At 45.3% G+C, this 18,478-nt stretch carries 23 protein-coding genes and 1 tRNA gene; 23 read left to right on the top strand and 1 reads right to left on the bottom strand.

All coding sequences use genetic code 11. The annotated features are described in order from the left end of the window. The first annotated feature begins 344 nt into the window (after positions 1 to 344). From G464_RS09960 to G464_RS0106935, 20 genes are all read left to right on the top strand, one after another. Positions 345 to 677, top strand: coding sequence for an HNH endonuclease (locus G464_RS09960; protein WP_022857274.1), 333 nt, complete (start codon positions 345 to 347; stop codon positions 675 to 677). Positions 678 to 882: 205 nt separating this feature from the next. Then, a complete protein-coding gene (locus tag G464_RS09345) occupies positions 883 to 1,296 on the top strand; it encodes a hypothetical protein (protein WP_051126698.1) in 414 nt (137 codons plus the stop codon). After that, positions 1,253 to 2,707, top strand: coding sequence for a phage terminase large subunit (locus tag G464_RS0107020; RefSeq protein ID WP_022857272.1), 1,455 nt, complete (start codon positions 1,253 to 1,255; stop codon positions 2,705 to 2,707). Before G464_RS09345 ends, G464_RS0107020 begins: the two co-directional genes overlap by 44 nt. A 2-nt stretch (positions 2,708 to 2,709) precedes the next feature. Beyond that, the gene (locus tag G464_RS0107015) at positions 2,710 to 4,164 is read left to right on the top strand and encodes a phage portal protein (RefSeq protein WP_022857271.1); all 1,455 of its coding nucleotides are present in this window, start codon (positions 2,710 to 2,712) and stop codon (positions 4,162 to 4,164) included. Next, positions 4,115 to 5,443 (top strand): VG15 protein, encoded by a 1,329-nt coding sequence (locus G464_RS09760; RefSeq protein WP_022857270.1) that lies wholly within the window; start codon positions 4,115 to 4,117, stop codon positions 5,441 to 5,443. Before G464_RS0107015 ends, G464_RS09760 begins: the two co-directional genes overlap by 50 nt. Before the next feature lie 61 nt (positions 5,444 to 5,504). Beyond that, a tRNA-Tyr gene (locus G464_RS0107005) sits at positions 5,505 to 5,588 on the top strand. An 84-nt stretch (positions 5,589 to 5,672) separates the two neighbouring features. Beyond that, complete coding sequence (locus G464_RS09335; RefSeq protein WP_022857269.1) at positions 5,673 to 6,167, top strand: hypothetical protein; 495 nt, start codon at positions 5,673 to 5,675, stop codon at positions 6,165 to 6,167. Positions 6,168 to 6,185: 18 nt separating this feature from the next. Further along, positions 6,186 to 7,058 (top strand): phage major capsid family protein, encoded by an 873-nt coding sequence (locus G464_RS0106995; protein WP_022857268.1) that lies wholly within the window; start codon positions 6,186 to 6,188, stop codon positions 7,056 to 7,058. 32 nt (positions 7,059 to 7,090) lie between these two features. After that, the gene (locus G464_RS09330; protein WP_026472678.1) at positions 7,091 to 7,462 is read left to right on the top strand and encodes a Gp19/Gp15/Gp42 family protein; all 372 of its coding nucleotides are present in this window, start codon (positions 7,091 to 7,093) and stop codon (positions 7,460 to 7,462) included. Positions 7,463 to 7,472: 10 nt separating this feature from the next. Further along, the gene (locus G464_RS09325) at positions 7,473 to 7,808 is read left to right on the top strand and encodes a hypothetical protein (RefSeq protein ID WP_022857266.1); all 336 of its coding nucleotides are present in this window, start codon (positions 7,473 to 7,475) and stop codon (positions 7,806 to 7,808) included. Between the two features lie 2 nt (positions 7,809 to 7,810). Continuing rightward, positions 7,811 to 8,086: a hypothetical protein gene (locus G464_RS0106980; protein WP_039777840.1), complete on the top strand. Its 276-nt coding sequence runs from the start codon at positions 7,811 to 7,813 to the stop codon at positions 8,084 to 8,086. A gap of 2 nt (positions 8,087 to 8,088) precedes the next feature. Then, the gene (locus G464_RS0106975) at positions 8,089 to 8,472 is read left to right on the top strand and encodes a hypothetical protein (protein ID WP_022857264.1); all 384 of its coding nucleotides are present in this window, start codon (positions 8,089 to 8,091) and stop codon (positions 8,470 to 8,472) included. Positions 8,473 to 8,556: 84 nt separating this feature from the next. After that, entirely contained in the window at positions 8,557 to 9,177 is a 621-nt protein-coding gene (locus G464_RS09320; protein ID WP_022857263.1) for a phage tail tube protein, read from the top strand. Positions 9,178 to 9,368: 191 nt separating this feature from the next. After that, positions 9,369 to 9,731, top strand: coding sequence for a hypothetical protein (locus G464_RS0106965; protein ID WP_022857262.1), 363 nt, complete (start codon positions 9,369 to 9,371; stop codon positions 9,729 to 9,731). Between the two features lie 56 nt (positions 9,732 to 9,787). Beyond that, positions 9,788 to 10,138, top strand: coding sequence for a hypothetical protein (locus tag G464_RS0106960; protein ID WP_022857261.1), 351 nt, complete (start codon positions 9,788 to 9,790; stop codon positions 10,136 to 10,138). Between the two features lie 23 nt (positions 10,139 to 10,161). After that, positions 10,162 to 13,179, top strand: coding sequence for a tape measure protein (locus G464_RS09755; protein ID WP_022857260.1), 3,018 nt, complete (start codon positions 10,162 to 10,164; stop codon positions 13,177 to 13,179). 14 nt (positions 13,180 to 13,193) lie between these two features. After that, on the top strand, positions 13,194 to 14,003 hold the full coding sequence (locus tag G464_RS0106950) for a hypothetical protein (protein WP_022857259.1): 810 nt from the start codon (positions 13,194 to 13,196) through the stop codon (positions 14,001 to 14,003). After that, on the top strand, positions 13,994 to 14,986 hold the full coding sequence (locus tag G464_RS0106945; RefSeq protein ID WP_022857258.1) for a hypothetical protein: 993 nt from the start codon (positions 13,994 to 13,996) through the stop codon (positions 14,984 to 14,986). Before G464_RS0106950 ends, G464_RS0106945 begins: the two co-directional genes overlap by 10 nt. Before the next feature lie 10 nt (positions 14,987 to 14,996). Next, complete coding sequence (locus G464_RS0106940) at positions 14,997 to 15,317, top strand: hypothetical protein (RefSeq protein ID WP_022857257.1); 321 nt, start codon at positions 14,997 to 14,999, stop codon at positions 15,315 to 15,317. A gap of 3 nt (positions 15,318 to 15,320) precedes the next feature. After that, entirely contained in the window at positions 15,321 to 16,289 is a 969-nt protein-coding gene (locus G464_RS0106935) for a hypothetical protein (protein ID WP_022857256.1), read from the top strand. Here G464_RS0106935 and G464_RS09310 read toward each other — a convergent pair. Next, the gene (locus tag G464_RS09310) at positions 16,286 to 16,528 is read right to left on the bottom strand and encodes a hypothetical protein (protein ID WP_155237061.1); all 243 of its coding nucleotides are present in this window, start codon (positions 16,526 to 16,528) and stop codon (positions 16,286 to 16,288) included. The genes G464_RS0106935 and G464_RS09310 overlap by 4 nt on opposite strands. A gap of 131 nt (positions 16,529 to 16,659) precedes the next feature. Between G464_RS09310 and G464_RS0106925 the strand changes: the two genes are divergently transcribed. The 3 genes from G464_RS0106925 (at position 16,660) to G464_RS0106915 (ending at position 18,250) form a co-directional block, all read left to right on the top strand. Further along, complete coding sequence (locus tag G464_RS0106925) at positions 16,660 to 17,106, top strand: hypothetical protein (RefSeq protein ID WP_022857254.1); 447 nt, start codon at positions 16,660 to 16,662, stop codon at positions 17,104 to 17,106. 61 nt (positions 17,107 to 17,167) lie between these two features. Further along, positions 17,168 to 17,452 carry a holin gene (locus G464_RS0106920; protein WP_022857253.1) on the top strand — a complete coding sequence of 95 codons (285 nt, stop codon included), beginning with the start codon at positions 17,168 to 17,170 and terminating at the stop codon, positions 17,450 to 17,452. Positions 17,453 to 17,455: 3 nt separating this feature from the next. Beyond that, positions 17,456 to 18,250: a peptidoglycan recognition protein family protein gene (locus G464_RS0106915; RefSeq protein ID WP_022857252.1), complete on the top strand. Its 795-nt coding sequence runs from the start codon at positions 17,456 to 17,458 to the stop codon at positions 18,248 to 18,250. Positions 18,251 to 18,478 lie beyond the last annotated feature (228 nt).

Raw genomic sequence — 18,478 nt, 5'->3', positions numbered from 1 at the left:
TATTTTCAATGCTTGAGAACGGTTACACCACTGATGTAACCGATAAAAAAGAAAACCGTCCACACACAAAATCTTCACAAATCAATGCTTGACAACAACAACCACTGCATGATTAAATAAGTACAGTAGTCATGCGTGTACGCGAATGGCTATATTCATATCTACGGGATGCTCGCCTCTTTACTTTGTACATGCTCTCAAATCTCAAGCCAATCAATTACAGTGCCCGAAAACAAATCTCAAAAACGAGAAAATGGAAGTAGCGCACACAGGCAAACCATACAGCATCACAAAGAGAAAACGAGCATGCTGTAGACTTTTGCTACATGTAGAGAGGATGTATAATGACTAAACCTAACCCCCGACGCACAAACAGCAGCAGAAGAAACAAACTGCGAGCGCGAGTCCTCGCCGCCTACGACACCTGCCACATCTGCGGCAAACCCGTAGACAAAACCCTCAACGGCACCACGCTTCCAGGAGCACCAGAAGTAGACGAACTCATACCTGTATCACGAGGCGGAAGCCCCTACGACTTTAATAACTGCAGGCTCGCACACCGCTACTGCAACAGGCAGAGAAGCAACCATACAGTCGCATACGCGCGAGCACAAATAAAAAGCAAATATCAATCGAAAATCACTCGACCGCGTTTAACGCGAGCAAGTAAATGGTAATATGAAAAATTATCAGGCATAATGGCGTGCTGATAACGTGGGTAGGGTATCCCACGACACGCCCGGACGCCACCACGGCGACAGGGCTAATATCCCTCTAGTTTTTTAATTCGTAACAATCGATACGTAACTGTTGGGAGGTTTTGTTTTGCAGTGTAAAAATTGCAGTAATTTCTTTAAGCCTTCCGCTCATGGGCGTAAACCAATGTTTTGTTCTGCACGCTGTCGCGTGGATTATAACCGTAATAAGAAAAGGTTTGCGCGAGAGGCTGAAAAAGATTCTAAGAAAGCTGACTCGGTACGTGTGGAGAAACAGAAGGTTATTGTTCCTGTTTCTAAATCGGTGAATGCTGAGTTGGATAAGAACGAGTTTGAGCGCATGATGGATGATTCTTTGGAAGATGAGCTCCGCTTTGCGCGTAGCGTGTTACATAAGGCTTTGATTTCCCCTGATTCTCCAGCTGGAGCATTAGCGGGGATCACTCGAGAGCTTATTAATGTTTCACGCCAATTGAATGATATTGTCACGGCGGGGAAGAATTCTCTTACGGTTGATATTAATGAGGAGGAGAGTTATGACAGTGAATCGTCAAGTAGCTTTGACTCCTCGATTATCTGACGCGGCTAGGCACTGTATTATCCCTGATGGTATCGTTACTTCAGATTTTCCTCGGCTCAACCAAGTTGCGACACGGTTGGGCTTTACTTTTGACCTGTGGCAGCAAGGGCTGGGTACTGTTCTTCTTGGTAAACGTAAGAATGGCTTATATGCGTGTGGTGTGGGTGGCGCGGTTATTAGCATTCCTCGACAGGTTGGTAAGACTTTTACGATTGGACTTATTGTATTGTTGATGTGCGTGACGAGTAAACGTCCACTGCTCGTTTTTTGGACGGCTCATCATACGCGCACTTCTGCAGAAACGTTTAAAGACCTTACATCTATTTGTGATAATGCTGCGTTGCGTGGATATGTCAAGCATATTCGTCGTGCTAATGGTCAAGAGGCTATAGAGTTTATGAATGGCTCGCGTATTTTGTTTGGTGCACGCGAGCGTGGTTTTGGACGTGGATTGCATACGGTTGACGTGGAAGTTTTTGATGAGGCGCAAATTCTTTCAGAGGCGGCGTTGGAGAATATGATTCCGTCTATGAACGCTTCCCCGAATGCTTTGGCGATTTATATGGGAACTCCTCCGCGTCCTAATGACCCTAGTGAAGCTTTTACTGGCAAGCGGTTAGGTGCTATCAAGGGTGTTGACACTGACACGTTCTATGTGGAATTCAGTGCTGATAGACACTGCGAACTTGACGATCGTAACCAGTGGAAGAAAGCAAATCCCTCTTATCCTCACCGCACGTCGGAGTCGGCTATCCTTCGTATGCGCAGGCAATTGTCTGATGATTCGTTTCGCCGTGAGGCTCTCGGAGTGTGGGATGAGCATATTTCGATGCATGCTATTGACACCAGTTTGTGGGGACAGTCAGCTGTGGATGAAAGACCGAATGGCGGTGATTTGATAGGTTTTGCATTGGATATGAGTCCTAACCGCAAAGCCTTTAGTATTGGCGCATGCATGAGATATAAGGATGGTACAGCGCATGTTGAACTCGCCGAATATCGTGATCCGTCTCGTGAAGGTACACAGTGGGCGGTTGATTGGATAGCGTCTAGGTGGAGTAAAACTGCGGTAGTAGTCATTGACTATCAATCTCCAGCAACGGTGCTTGTTCCAGAGCTTACGAAAGCGCATGTGAAGGTGACTCAAACGTCGTTGCGTGACATGGGGCGAGCTGTGGAGCGTTTTCAAAGCATGCTTGTTGAACGTAAATTAACGCATCTGAAAGACCAGCAACCACTTGACATTGCAGTAGGCGGCGCAATATTGCGTAACGTTGGACAAAATGGCATGCAAGCATGGAATAAGTCAGGCAGTGATGTAGACATTAGTCCTCTTGTCGCCGTCACTCTTGCTCTTGAAGGTGTTGCTACAACGAAGCGTCGTCCGGGACGGAAGCAAAGGATAAACTAACTATGTTTTTCAACATTGATAATCAAATCCTTAACCTTGCTACGAGCAATATAGGAAAAATTAATGGTATTAACGAAGGTGACTATCCTATAATCAACAAACTATTCAAATTGTGGCGACAAAAGTATCCACGCAACATGCTACGCAGTGCCTATTATGATGCGCGTAACCGTTTTCGTGACCTACGTGTAGCGATACCTCCACAAATCGCTAATCAGGCAGTCAATACTATTGGTTGGGCAGAAAAGAGTGTGCGCGCTCTCGCGGATAAAAGCGTTTTTGAAGGGTTTGTTGTCTCAGACAGTGATGATTATGGTATTAGTAAGATTGTTGAGGATAATCAGCTTGATGTTGATGTATCGCAATTGATTGTGAGCGCGTATAAACATTCTTGCTCATTTTTGACAATTTACGCGGATGAGGCTGGGCGTATGGTGTTGATGCCTCGCTCTGCTGATTGGTCGAGCGCCTTGTGGGATAGGAAGAATAGGCGTATTAGTGCAGCGATGACGATTACTGAATGCAATGATGAAGGTGATATTACTGCTTTTACTGTATGGATGCCTTTTAAGAACTATGAGTGCACACGGATAAATAATCACTGGGTTGCTGAGACAATAGTGACGAACATGCCTCAGCCCATGATTGTTCCTTTCGTTTATGATGCTCAAATGGATAGACCATTCGGGCACTCGCGTATCAATCGTGCTTTAATGGCGCTAACTGACGTGGCTTTCCGCACTATGGTTCGCATGGAATCAACTGCAGAATTCTACTCCTATCCACAATTATGGTTTCTTGGTCTTGATCCTGATGCTATGACGACAGATGCGTGGAAAATCGCCGTCAATAGTATTAACAGTATTAGCAGGGATGAGGATGGTAATGTGCCAACCATGCAGCAAGTCAATCAAGCAAGCATGAGCCCACATGGTGACATGCTTGAAACGCTTGTCATGCAAGTTGCAGCAATCACCGACCTTACACCAGAAACGCTCGGCATGAGAGTAAGCAACCCATCAAGCCAGGAAGCACTTGCAGCATCCGAATCATGGCTTACGCGAACAGCCAACCGTCAAAACATAGCTTTTGGACGCCAGCTGAAAAACGCGCTCGCTATGGCTATTCAAGCGCGTGACGGTTTACTTACCGTGCCAGATTTTACGGGTGTTGTACCTGTATGGTCTCCGACGCATGAGGTGAGTGATGCTGCGCGTGCTGATTATTACACGAAGATAGCGTCGCAGAATCCAGTATTTGCGAATTCTACTGTGGGTTTGCGTAAAGCAGGTTTAACTCTTGATGAGGTTGCTCAAATTAGGCGTGATGAGCGCAAGCAGAGAGCGCAGCAGGCTGTGGATAGTTTAGAAAAACGCTTGATAACGGAGGATAAGGAGGAGAATTCTTATGAGCGACAAGAATCAGATGAATCTTCCTTCGATTCTTCAACCGCGTGATGGTACAGCTGAGGCTTTGCAATCTGAATTAAATTCTTTATACGGGAAGCATCAAAAGATTATTGCTGAGATTGATGATGTTTTTAAGAAGCGTGTAACTCAGCTTGTTGGTTCAGATGATTCCGTGGTGGATAATGAGTTATATCGTGATATTGTAACTGATTATGCTGCTCAGATGAGCGAGGAGGCTGCTCGATATTACGCGTCAAGTCGTGAATTATGGTCTTTTGCATCGGATGTAGAGCTTGATGACTATAAGGAGTTTATCGTTCATGCTGACCGTGGTTTATATGATGCGTTGCATGGTTATTCGCGCACGGATTTTAATGGTTTAACGTGGAAGCAGGTGTATACGGGGCGTAATCGTGCGCGGTTAACTATCGATGATATGTGGGGTCGGGCGGTTGCTCAATTCGATCATAATGATTCTTCGCAGTGGGTTAATCTCGCATATGATGTAGCGCATCGTACTTCTCGATTAACGACACTTTTCACAGCTAAAAAAGACCCTAGTGAAGTACGCTATGCTCGTGTGCCGCAGGGTATTACGTGTGAATGGTGTGTGATGATTGCCTCGCGTGGTTTTGTTTATCATACTGAGGATACTGCGGGAGATTCGAGTAAGTTTCATTTACATGATGATTGTTTGATTATCCCCTCATGGGGTGAACAATCGATTCCTGGATATGATCCTGACTCATTGTATAAGCAGTATGCTAAGTGTCGTGATGCTGTAGAACATTATGCAAGCAGTGATCGCTATCATCATTGGGTTTTAGAGCAGCCTCCAGGCAGTAAGATTCCTCGTTACAATGTATGGAAGCGTAATCAAATTCTTGCTGAGATGCGTACACGAGACCGCGAATGGCTCAACACAGGGAAAATACCAACTATTGAGTATGAGAGTGAATTTGTTCGTGAGCGTGTAAAAGATGAAGAATTGCTAACTGCTCTGAGACTTTCTAAAAATGGTATAAAGTGCATTTTTCAACAGGATTGGAAAGAAGATGCTAATGGGCGACGTATTGGTAAAGCTGATCTCGTAGGCGGAATTGAGATAAAAACACTCAGCAAGGCGACTACAAGAAATACGATTGAGAGTCATCTTGGTAACGCTTCGAAGAAAATTGATGCGACTGCGGTTGTATTTGATAATTCAGATAATACTCATTCTATGAGTGATGATGATCTTAAACATTATCTAACAATCACTGTTAAATTTCATAATCGAAAAATTTATATGATTGACAGCTTGGAGAATCTTGTAAGAATCAAATGAGCCGCGGAACTTACCTACTGGTATGAACGACGGCTCATTACTTATATTTAATCAATCTTTTCCGTGATAGTCAAGTGGTTAAAGACTTCAGACTGTAAAGTCTGACGCAATTGTTGCTACGCAAGTTCGAATCTTGCTCACGGTGCTCGTAAATCCATGCTCCGCTACGGGGCATGGTCTTGCTCAGCCGCATGGCAGAGTGGTCAATAAAATAGGAAAGGTCATAAATATGGCAGAACCAGAACCAATTAAGCCACAGACAGACACTGAGTCTGCTGAACAATCAGCGCCACAGGATATTTCTTCTGTTGGTGATGATTTGCAGGCGAAATATGATGAACTGCTTAAGCATTCGCGTGAATGGGAAAAACGTGCTAAGCAGAACTTTGAAGCTGCTCAACAACTGGAAGAGTTTAAAAAGCAGAATGAAGAGCTAATCAAGCGCGCCGATGAAGCAGACAAATTACAGAAGGAACTTAACGAGATTAACGCTACGCAAAAAATGGCGGAAATAAAGTCAAAAGTTTCAGAAGAAACTGGAGTGCCTGCTAATTTGTTGCCTGATGGTGATGAAGAAGCGATGACAGAGTACGTGAAGAAGCTTTTAGCGTGGAACTCACAGCGTCCTCGTCTGCCTATTAGTGATCAATCTAAAACTCCATCACGTGAACCTAAAGATGATGGTTTGCATGTGATGGCACGTCAATTAATCAATAAAAACTAGGAGAAATAAGGAAATATTATGGCAGTTCTTGATACTACAAAGATTGCTATTCCAAGTGATGTGGTAACCACTATTGCTAAGGATGTACAGGGCGCTTCGGCTATTGCCGCATTATCCCCAGCAGTACCCTCTTCTATGCTTGCCAAGGAATATAACTATTTTTCTGGTAATGCAGTAGCTGAAGTTGTTGGTGAAGGTGCTAATAAGAGTGCATATGAGCAGATTGTGAAGCCTGTTAAGGCAACACAGCTCACCGTTCAGACTACTACACGTGTGTCTAATCAGCTTAAGTGGACGGATGAGGATGCGCAGGCTCAGATTATCAAGTCTATTCTTGCCGACCAAGCAAAAGCTATCGGTCGCGCACTTGACACTATTGTGTTCAACGGTCAAAACCCTAAGGATAATTCTTCTCTCGCAGGAGTCACTGCTCTTACTGAGGGTGCTACTAGCGTGACAGCAGATAAGGATGCGGCAAAGCACCTTGACCAGCTTGCAGCAGCTCTTATTGACTATGAAATTAATGGTGTTGCGCTTTCTCGTCAGGAAGCTGGTGATTTGCGTGCAGTGCGTACTTCTACAGGCGTTCGCATGTATCCAGAAATTCCATTGAATTTGACTGATGGTGCGCAGGTTGATGGTATTCGTGCGGCTGTATCTAATACTGTAAAACCAGTTCTGGCAATCATGGGTGATTTTGACCTTATTAAGTGGGGTTTATCGCGTGAAATGTTTACTGAAGAAATTGCTTTTGGTGATCCAGATGGTGCAGGTGATTTGAAGCGTATGAATCAGGTCGCATACCGTACTGAAGCCGTATTGAACTTCGCTGTGCTCGATTCTAAGGGTTTTGCAGTATTGAAGCCTAAGGCATCTTCTCCTTCGGCTTAAGACTATGAACTACTTTTGATGGGAGGTAGCTTATGACGAAATCTTTCGCGACTACCAATGAGTTGGAAGCTGTCTACCCGTTGGATAGTTCTGAACAGGAGCGGGTGCAACTACTACTGGATTCTGCCAGTCGTATGTTGCGCCTAGCTGCTCCACGATATAAACAGGCAGAAGATGCTGAACCAGGTATCTGCAAGGATATTGTCATTGCTATGGTTCAACGCGTGTTCGAGCAGGAACGCAATACTGCTGTGCCTGATGGTGTGACGAGTACAACGATGAGTGTTGATGGTTTTAGTCAATCGTTCGGTTTTGGTCAACCTGTGGGAGGGTTACGGCTTCTTCCTCGAGAGCTCAAGCTTCTTGGGCAGGGTAAACAACATATTGGTCATATTGAACTATAGGAGTTTTAGTATGAGAGGAATTACAATCCAACTCCAATACTCTCAGAATGTTGAAACTGCAGAAGGTGATGTGGAGACTATATACGGTAAGCCTGAAGCTGTAGATAATGTTCTTGTTGCTTCTCCAACGGTTCAGGAAACCGCGTCTACGAGAGATTTATACGCGCAGAATGCGGATACGAAACTCTACATGCCTCGCACATGGGAATTTCATAATCTGCGTGATGCGCGTTTTACTCTTCCTGATGGTCGTATCGTACAAGTGCTCGGCGACCCTTATCCAGCGCTTACCGATATAACACCTACAATTTGGTATGTGCGTGTATTGGCAAGGAGGGTGAATTGATTATGGGTGGTAAGATTCGCGTGGGACTCGATTATGCTGGTTTTACTGAGTATAGGCGTTCTCCTGAGGTGCGCGCATTATTGGATTCTGAGGCTGAACGTATTGCGAATAATGCTAATCGGATGAGGGGGAGGAAGAAAGCAAAGTATTCTTCTGCGTCGTCTCGTGATAGTCGTTTCGGTTCTGTTGCCGCTGCTCGAGCGGATAATGGTGAAGCCGCGTATGATAATTCGCGTTATCGTACATTGCTTCGCGCGACTTCTGCAGGAGGCGCATAGGCATGGATACTGTGCATTCCCTCTTGACGGATTATTTGCGCGAGCATAAGCCTACTGGTTTTACGGTAACATGGATGGTTCCCGAGTCTGTGAATACGAATAGTAAGAATAATAAGCTTATTGTTGTAGAGCAGACGGGCGGAAGTGTCAATGATTATGCGAAGGATACTGTTTTCGCTGTTGATGTGTATGCAGATAAGCTTAAATCGACGGAAGAAACCGCTTACCATATCGTTAGACTGTTACGCCAATCTGTCGATGATATTCTTCCATTCTTGAGCGTGGATATTATGAGCGTTTATAATAATCCTTTGCTTGATTCTAAACAGTCACGGTATACGATTACGTTCGTTCTCACTGTGGACTGGGCTTATGACATTGAATAGTTAATCATAAAAGAAAAAATTATAGCTTCACATCGTTAAGGGGTGTGAGGCTCTTTTTATACCTAATTTAAGGAGGTATTTGTTATGGCTCGTAAAAAGAATAAAGCTAGTAACGCAGCATTTACTAAAACAAAGGCAACAGGCGTTGTCTTCATCGCACCTACAGGTACAGTATTGCCAACGGGTGCTTTCGATGAATTAAACGAAGCATTCCAGAACGTTGGTTATATTTCAACTGACGGTATTACGTGGAAGACGGATACTGATACTCAGACTTTGGAAGATATGGGCGGAACGACTATTGCTTCTGTGATTTCTAAGTATTCTGAGACAGCAGAATTCACTATGCTGGAAGTTCTCAATATTGATGCTGCTAAGCTTCGTTTCGGTAGCGAGAATGTGATTGAGACTGCTAACGGTGGACTGCAGATTGATCATAAGATGCCTACTGGTGAGAAGTTCTCGATGGTTGTTGACGCTGTTCTTACTAATGGCGCGAAGCATCGTATGGTTATTCCTGAGATGACGGTGAATGAGACAAGTGAATATAAGCAGGCATCGTCTGAAGCACTCTCATATGGTGTAACAGTGTCCCTTTCTCCTTTTGATGAGTATGACGGTGCTACAGTGCGCGAATTCATCGATTTTAAAAAGAAGAATCCTGGTACGGTTAATACTGTAGCTTCTCCATCTTCCGGCAACTAATTTTATAGGCTTGGCTGCACTCAATTCTTCCCCTCTTCTCTCTCTCAAAGGGCTATCCACCTTCATTTTTTCGAGTCTTTTACTCCTTTCTTCTCGAAAATTTTGAAAAGCGGATAGGAGTGTAGCCAATAATCTTCTCGCAAAAAAGTAAAGGAGCTTTTTCAAGCTATAAAATGAAAGGATTCTAGGTTATGGAACCGACTACATTTACTCCACAAGCACAGGTACAGTCTCAAGCACAGGCTTATACCCCAGTGCAAGCCCCTGCACAGCCTCAACCTCACGATTATCTGCCTGAGAAAGGGTATGCGCGTATACAAGGTGAGAACATTAAAGTGAATGAGCGTGCGATTGACGATTTTCGTCTTATCGAAGCTTCTTCAAAAATTATGGAGGGTGATGTTTCAGCCTTGATTGGAGTGCTCCACCTTGTGTTCCCCGATGATTCTTATGAGCGTGTAAAGCAGTTGGCTACTCTTGACGATTACGTTTCTACTCAACGCATGAGTGAAATTTTGAATGAGGTTTTGAACCAGCTGAACCCAAATTCTTAAGGCTCGTATACTGTTATACGTTTTATAAGTCCGCGCTTATCGCAGACTTATACAGGGTGTACGGGCTGAAATTCAATGCTGAAACCGTAGCCGAACACGGTAGCGTTTTTATCGGTTATCTTGTGATTGAACTACCTGCGGGCTCGCAGATTTATATCGCTCAACATAATCAGCTGGAGTATTCGCTTACGGACACGTTGCTTACTGTGATTGCAAATATCGCTTTGAATTTTCAGTGGGCTAATACGGTTGAGGATGAGCGTCCGGATAAGCCTTTGCAGTTACCTTTCCCGGGTAGTATGCAGGGTGAACCGTCTGGCGAGAGGATCTCGGTGAAATCACATGAGGGCGTGGATATTGCGGTTATGGGTATTGAGGCTTTGAATGAGCGTCTCGGTCTAACTTAAAAAGTGAATAGTGGAGGTTACTAATGGCTAAAGGTATCGCGTTAGCTAAGGCTTATGTGCCTATTATTCCTTCGATGGAAGGTGTGGGTAAGGCGATTAAGTCTGCGTTTAGCGGTGGTGAAGCTACGTCTGCGGCTAACCAGTCTGGTAAGAAAGCTGGCGACGGTTTCTCTAAGGGCTTTGGTGCGGTACAGGGCACTATTATTGGTGTAGCCTCCACAGTTGCTAGTCGAGCTTTCGATATGATTGCTGGCAGCGTAACAAGCGCTGTCAGTCGTGCTGACGCCATGAATAATTTCCCGCTTGTCATGCAAAATTTGGGATATAAGGCTGAAGATGCGGCGGCGAGCATTAAGAAGATTAGTAAGAATCTTGACGGCTTGCCAACAACAATGAGCGATGTAACGGGCATGGTTACGCAACTTGCTCCGTTGACATCTTCGCTTGATGAGGCGACAAATATTAGCTTGGCTCTTAATAATGCGTTGCTCGCTGGCGGTAAATCTACAGTTGTCCAGTCGAATGCTATGCAACAGTACACGCAGATGCTTGCCGCAGGTAAGGTGGATATGCAGGCTTGGCGTTCCATGATGGACGCTATGCCAGGACAGTTGAATCAATTGTCTGTAGCTTTGCTTGGTGCTGGCCATAATTCTAATGATTTGTATGAGGCGATGAAGTCAGGAAAGATTAGCTTCCAAGATTTTAATAATGCGCTCGTACAGTTGAACACTCAGGGTGTGAATGGTTTAGGCTCATTCGAGCAGCAAGCAAGGGCTTCTACACAGGGTATTGGCACAGCCATGCAGAATATGCAGAATCGTATCGCTAAAGCAGTGCAGAAGGTTATTGAAGCATTCGGTGTTTCGCAGATTGCGGGAGTGATTAACGGTTTTAGTTCGCAGTTTAACCTGGTGGGGGACGCGGCGGCAAGCATGGTTACCGGTGTGAAAGAGTACCTCGCGCAACTGTGGACTGAGCTTAATAAGAGTGGTGCGATCGAGCCGTTACGTCAGGCTTTTGAGAATCTCGGCACAATTTTGTCAGGCATTTTCAAAGGCTTTAACTTTAACGCTCTTGCGCCACCACCGTTAATCGCTACAAGTGTTCAAGCGCTTATCACGGTGCTCACATTGCTCGTGAATACTGCTAGCGCGATACTTACACCGGTACAGGATTTCTTCACTGCATTGTCTGCTGGTAATCCTCTCGTCGTCTCTCTCACCGCTGGTTTAGTAGGTGCAGTCGGCGCGTTCAACGCCATCAACAGTGCGCTCAACGTAGCTAAAGCCGGCATGCAAACCTATAATACAGTCGTTAAGGCTGTGAAGATTGGCATGGACGCCTATCGTACTGGCGCTACTGCTTTCACAGCTGTCCAAGTCGCGTTAAGTAACGGTACGAAAGTTATGACTGCTGTCCAGACGGCATTTAATGCGGTTATGGCGATTAATCCTTTTGTTCTTATTATTACTGCTATTGCGGCGGTTGTTGCTGGTCTCGCATTCTTCTTCACACAGACGAAAACGGGTAAGGCTGCATGGCAGGCTTTCTGTAATATTATTGTATCCGCGTGGAATACGGCGGGTAGTTGGCTTCAAACTGCGTGGAATGCGATAAGCAGCTTCTTCTCGTCGATTTGTTCCGCGTTGTCGCAGGTGTGGCAGGGTTTTGTAAGCTTCTTCCAAGCGGTGAGCGCTGGTATGGTTGCCGCGTGGAATGCCACAATGCAAGCGATACAAGTTGCGTGGCAAGCGGTTGTCACATTCTTCACTCCTGCTATTAACGCTATTCAGCAAGCGTTCTCTGTGCTTATGACATTCCTTCAACCATTGTTTGAGGCGATGGCTGAGCTCTTCTTCGCGTTTATCGCCGCTGTATTGTCTCGGTGGACGAGTCTTATTGATGGTATTATTGCCGCGTGGAATATGGTTTCCGCGTTTCTGCAGGGTGCATGGCAGCTACTCGTTAATATTTTTACTCCGATTATTACTGCTATGCAGACCGCTTGGCAAGCGTTCACTGGCTGGCTCCAAGGTGTGTGGAATGGGATTATTGCCGCGTTCAACGCGGTCGGTAACACTCTCTCTGCTATTTGGAATGCGATTTGGAGTGTTCTTCAACCTATCGTACAGACGATTGTTACGGGTGTTACCGCATTATGGAACGGGCTCGTAAGCGCCGTTCAAACGTTAGCGAATATGTTGATGACTGGTCTGCAAAATGCGTGGACCATGATTCTTAATGTAGCTACGACTATTTGGAATGCGATTAAGACTGCTATCACAACGGTGTGGAACGCATTGGTGAATACTGTTGTTGCGTTTGCGCAAGGCATGTGGAATCAAATTCAGATTGTCTTTACGACTATTCGTGATGTGCTTATCGGCATTATGAAAGCGTTGACAGCTGCTCTTAAAGGTGATTGGCAGGGCGCGTGGAATGCGATGAGGAGTGTCTTTTCCAGTATCTGGAACGGTATTACAGGACTGCTGCGTAATGGTATTAATACTGTCTCGAATATTGTGAGCGGTATTAAGAGCGCGGTTATGGGCGCAGTATCCGGCGCGGGTAGCTGGTTGAGCAACGCAGGTCAAGCGATTATGGACGGTCTCTTGGGCGGCTTGAAAGCCGCATGGGGGAAGGTGACAGGTTTCGTTGGTGGTATCGCCGACTGGATTAAAAGCCACAAGGGTCCAATCAGCTACGATCGTAAGCTGTTGATTCCTGCAGGTAACGCCATCATGCAAGGCTTGAACGAAGGTTTGAGAACTTCATTCAAGAATGTGCAGAATAACGTTCTTGGCATGGGCGACCAGTTGGCTGGTTCGTTTGATGATGTGAATGCGCGGTTGAATCCTCAATTGTCGTATATGATGCAGGTTCAATCTTCTGCTGGCAATAATGATTCTATGCGCAGTCAAGCGGAATCTACTCAAGAACTCGTTGTACTGTTGCGCGCTTTATTGAATAATCTTGGCGATATTATCGCGGATAATACGCCGGATACAGCAAGTGGACGTCTGTTGAATCGTTTCTAAGGTGGTGTAAAAAATTGGTTAATCATATTACGTATGAGGCTGGTTCACAGTTAAAAACCGTGGAATTAAACGGTGAAAACCATTTATATGCGGAAACGATTCCAGAACTCAGGTCTGGCGAGTGGACGTATAAGCAGAAGGGTAAGTTTTTGTCTGCTCGTAGTCGGTCTAGTCGTACTGTGAATCTTGCTTTGAAAGCGACTCGTGCGAGTATTCTTGAAGAATTCCTTGAACTGGCTGACAAGGACGTGGAATCGAATACCCCAGGTGTTCTGCATGTCAATGATTGGCAAGCTCAAGTATTCATCGTGAAAGACGCAGCACAAACCATTACGCCACAATTTTATGAGACGACGCTCACCCTGTTGCTTGTGGAGGGCGTGTGGAGACGCCCCTCCAATCATGAGTATGTGATTGATATCATGCAAGGCGAAGGGCTTGATTATGCGCATGATTACAACTTCGATTACACACGTAACAATATTATCGGTAGGCTTAATAATCAGGGTTCTCAGCCTTCTGGTCTGGATTTAACTATTTTTGGGCCAGTCTCTAATCCTCGTATCACTATCGCTGGCAACTCATATGCAGTGGATGCGACTATAGCGTCTGGTGAACGTATTGAAGTGAAATCATTGGAGAAAACAGTGACTCTTGTTCGTGCTGACGGTGAGCGTGAGAATATTCTCCAGCAAGCCTACTTCAATAAAGGTATGGATATTTTCGCTCCTCTACCTTTATCAGGCGGTGAAGTCGCATGGAATAACAATTTTAATTTCGATATTACCGTGTGGGAGCAGAAGGGCAGGGCACCGTGGCTGTAGTCGTACATATTCTGAACAATGATGGGAGCGTGAAGGCAGTCTTGTCTCACGCTTCCTTTGATATTGCCGTGGGAGAATCCGAGAACGATTTCGAACTCTCATTCACCGATATTCTGCCTGAAAGTGTGATGGTTAATCCTGGTGATATGTGGTGTGTGAACGAATCGGAATACGGCGGCATTATCGATTCTATCCGTGATAATGATGGTGAGACTGTGTATTCTGGTCGTTCCTGGTCTGGAGTGTTCGGGAACAAAATTGTTGAACCTGAAAAGGGTGACGATTATTATATTCTCTCAGAGAATCTCACTACTTGTATACAGGTTTTGCTGAAGCATGTGAACGCGCCTAGTTTTATTAGCGTATTGCCAAGCTCAAATTCCAATAGTATTGGAATTTTGCAGTTACCTCGCTATTGTACGGCATATGAGGCTTTGCAACGCTTATGCGACAAAGCTAATAGGTGTCTTGGTTTCTATTATGATGTAGACGCTAAAAAACTTTACATTATCACGGTAGACAAGCAGATTATTTCGAACCTTTACGCGACCGTCCACGTGGACGCAACAGTCAATAATAACGTTGTTAACCATATTATTGGCTTGGGTAAAGGCGATTTAAAGGATCGTCTTGTCGTGCATGTGTACGCTGATAGTAGGGGAGTGGTGAGCGACAAGCAGTCACTCTTCGGTATCAATGAGCTTACTGCTGTGCATGAGTTGAGTAGTGAAGAAGACGTTGAGAAGTTGAAATCTGAGTGTGTGAAAAAGCTTCAAGAATATCAAGAATTGACTGTTGCGAAAATTTCTCTCGGTGATTCTAGTAGAGAGTTGGGTGTGGGTGACAGGGTTGTTGCTGAGTCTTTGTCGGCTCACGTTACGGTGGAAGCTGCTGTTTCCAAGAAAATCACGCAACTCGACAACGGTGTGCTTTCCTATAGTTACACATTATCTGATAAGCGGCGAGTGACATCTAATTATTAAGGAGAATATTATGGCGAAAGACAAAGGATACACCTTATACACGTGTGATAGGTGCGGGACTCAAAAATATTTGAAAGATGGAGATACAGGGGTATCGGATTTTACGACGACACTGTATTTACGTATGGGGTCAAGTGAGCCTACTTTACTTGTGCTTGATACAAAGTGTGCGAAGCAGTTCAACGAAGACCAATATAAGCGTGATTATGGGTTCGACCAGTATCTGGCGAAGTATTCGTTGAAGAAGCCGACGGAAGCGAATAAAGCGGCGGCGGAGCGCGTCAAGCAGTATGAGCAGACTAATCAGCCTACCATAGCAGGGGAGGAGTAGATTATGGTTATTGAGCTTATTACAGGTCATGCGGATGCGAAGCATGTATCTGCGTTAGATGCCGCCAATTTTAATATTGGAGTTTTTGGCGCGGATATTTATCAGCTGGTTGATAAGGCTAATGAGTGGAAGCAGCCGCGCGTTAAGAACGCGAATACTATTATTATTCCTTCAGGCAACTGGCTTATTCACGGTCGTCATGTGCGTATTGATACGGAGATGGAAGTCACTATCGAGTCGGGACAGTCTGGCTATAAGCGTATCGACTTGATTGTCTTCCACTACACGCAGGATGCTCAAGGTATAGAAAAGGTTACGTTAGAAGTTGTTAAAGGTACCGCAACTACGGGTAATCCTACTGTGCCGTCTATAACATCTCCTGCTTGGTCGGATGAGCAGACGACCGATTCTCGCTTCGCTTACGCGAAAGTCGTCTTGAACGGATTGACGCCAAGCGTATCCACAGATATTAGCCAGGTGCATAATTCTTATCTGTTAACGAAGAATACGATTAAATTGCAGGAAAATGTTACAGGCTTGCAGTCGCAGATTACATCAACAGGTAACCGTGTAACAAACGTGGATAATCGGATAACCAGCGTGAATGATATTCTAACGTCTAATTTACGTAATGTGGAATCTCAGGTAACTAGCCTACAGGCAACGAAAAGTACTACTGTGCGTTTGCCGTATCAGACTGGCGGCGCGTATACGCTTACTCGCGAAGGTAATATTGTAACCTTGGGCGGGCAAGGTACGTGCGATAACGTTCAAAATGCGGGTAATGTCACAGTGAATGAGACTATCCCAACTGGTTATTGTCCAACCGCCACTACCGCTGTCTCGTGGGGTGGCAATCAAAAAATGGATATGCTTATCAAACCTGACGGAACGATAACTTTACTTGGAAATGCTTACGGGTGGGTACATATCGGCGCATCGTGGATTACGCATGATCTTATGCCGAGCTAAACCGCGTATACAAGCAAGCTAAAGTTCACGCTACCGCAAACAATCGGCGTATTCACGTTTGTAGGACTATATCCTGCAGGAATAGTCTCATTAGCTGTGGAATAATTCTGCTGCCCGCTCTGCGTAAATTTCATATTACCGTTCGCTAAAACCATATTGCCTACGCGCGTGAGCGTGATAACCTCACCAAGGTATGGAACTGCTATAACCTTCACGTGTACCGGCATAGCATTACTCACCCGATAATCGAGGTTACGCTTCTTGTGTCTAAGAATTTATCCCATTTGTCCAAGTTTTTATCCGTGTTTTGTCCCATTCGTCCCAAAGTGTCCCAGACTGTCCCATATAAAAATTTTAGGAGGTGTATTATATGGTGTTTCCCTTAGCACCTATTGCGCTCGACAATATCATCGTCGCATTGATTACCGGAATTGTCTCATTCGCGGTCGCCTACAGTACTGCGCGAGCCACACAAGCGAACAATGCTGCGTCTGCCGAAAAAATACAAGCAGAGTTAGAAGGTGAGCTGCGTAAACAGCTCGCAGAAACGGACAAACATGTGGGCGAGTTGAGCCATTTAGTATCAGCTGAACAACGCCAGCGCAGACACGTAGAATCTAAGCTTTATGAGTTAGAGCAAAGCGACAACGTAAAAACCGCTTACGTGCGTGCTATCGGTCATTGGCTTGGCGGCTTATGTGGCGTACTTGATGAATCATGGATGGACGAACATCCGAAACCGAAACTTCCTGATGAGATTAGGACTGCTATCGAACGGACAGCAGAGAGGGAGGGGTTGAGCGTGGACAAAGGATAAAGGCACGCTCAACGCGTATATGCAAGCATTATCAACCAAAGAATAGTTTAGGAGAAAAGTTATGAAGAATCATTTCACACGCGAGTTTATGTATGACACTATCGAACGTGCTATTAAGACGGCAGCACAGGCTGCTATCGGTGTGCTCGGTACGGGGGCTGTGGGCTTGCTTACGGTGGATTGGGTAAACGTGTTGTCAGTTACTGCTATGGCAGCCCTGATTAGTGTGCTTACCAGTATTGCGAGCATGGGTGCGACCGACACGTTAACCCCCGCAAGTGTTGTACCATCTATCACTCGTGAGGGTAAGCATGTGGCAAACGTAACTACAGGAGAGGAAGAATAGTGTATGAGTATTATCCAGGAGAGAATTGTTAATAATGGGCATGGAGGCTTATCAGCCTCCTTTTTTTGTGTCCATTCCACTGCTAACCCAGGTGCGACAGCGGCTAACCATGTAAGCCTGTGGAGCCGCGACTATGAGTATGCCGTACACCTCGTATCCGACTGGACGGAAGCCTACCACACCGTACCTTACGATCGTCTCTGCTACCAGGTGGGTAACGGTAATGGTTATGTGGAGGGTTTGGAGATTTGCGAAGCCACCAACGCAGACGATTTCGTGAAAGGTATTCGGATTGCCGCGCAAGTGGTACGTGAACGCTTAACAGCTCATGGGTGGAGCACAGACAGGCTCATCACGCATAATGACGCATCTCAGCGTTGGGGAGGCTCAGATCATACCGACCCATTGCCTTATTTTGCGCGTTTTAATTACACGTGGCAAGACTTCGTAAACCTGGTACAGGATAGTACCTCAACAATATCAACTAATGCTGCCTCGGCAGATACAAATAATTGGAAGGATAATAACATGTTCATGGTCGAGACTACGACACCTTGGGGTTCTACTGCGTATGCTTTGCTTGGTGAGGTGACAGGAGCACGTGCTCTCACTGATATTGAAGCGCTTGGTTATGCTCAGGGATTGACAACGCATGGCAAAGTGAATTTCGACATTTACAATATGCTGATTTCGCAGGCTTGGCAACGCCATAACGATTTCTTGACAGCTATGGGTAAGGAAGTTGCGGAGAGTGTCGAGGAAGCTACACAGCGTATCGTGGACGCGACCAAAAGGTAAGTGAGATTATTGAACTGTTGGAATTTTTCTAATAGTTCGTGTACCCCCCCTCATATTGCTCTATCCTAGAGTGATGTGAGGGGGATTTTTTGTTTGTGGAGTCAGGCAGTCCCCGGTTAACCGCCGTAAGATAGGGGAAGATGTAGGGGAAGAAAATTCTTCACTTGCCTGTAAACCTTATTTTATAAGGTGTGGCGGGTAGTTACGGTTAATTCCCTTATCATCCGC

This window comes from Alloscardovia omnicolens DSM 21503, from assembly GCF_000420505.1.
In the GTDB taxonomy this organism is placed as follows: Bacteria; Actinomycetota; Actinomycetes; order Actinomycetales; family Bifidobacteriaceae; genus Alloscardovia; species Alloscardovia omnicolens.
Note: the sequence above shows the minus strand (reverse complement) of the source record. Positions and strands in the feature narration are given on the sequence as shown.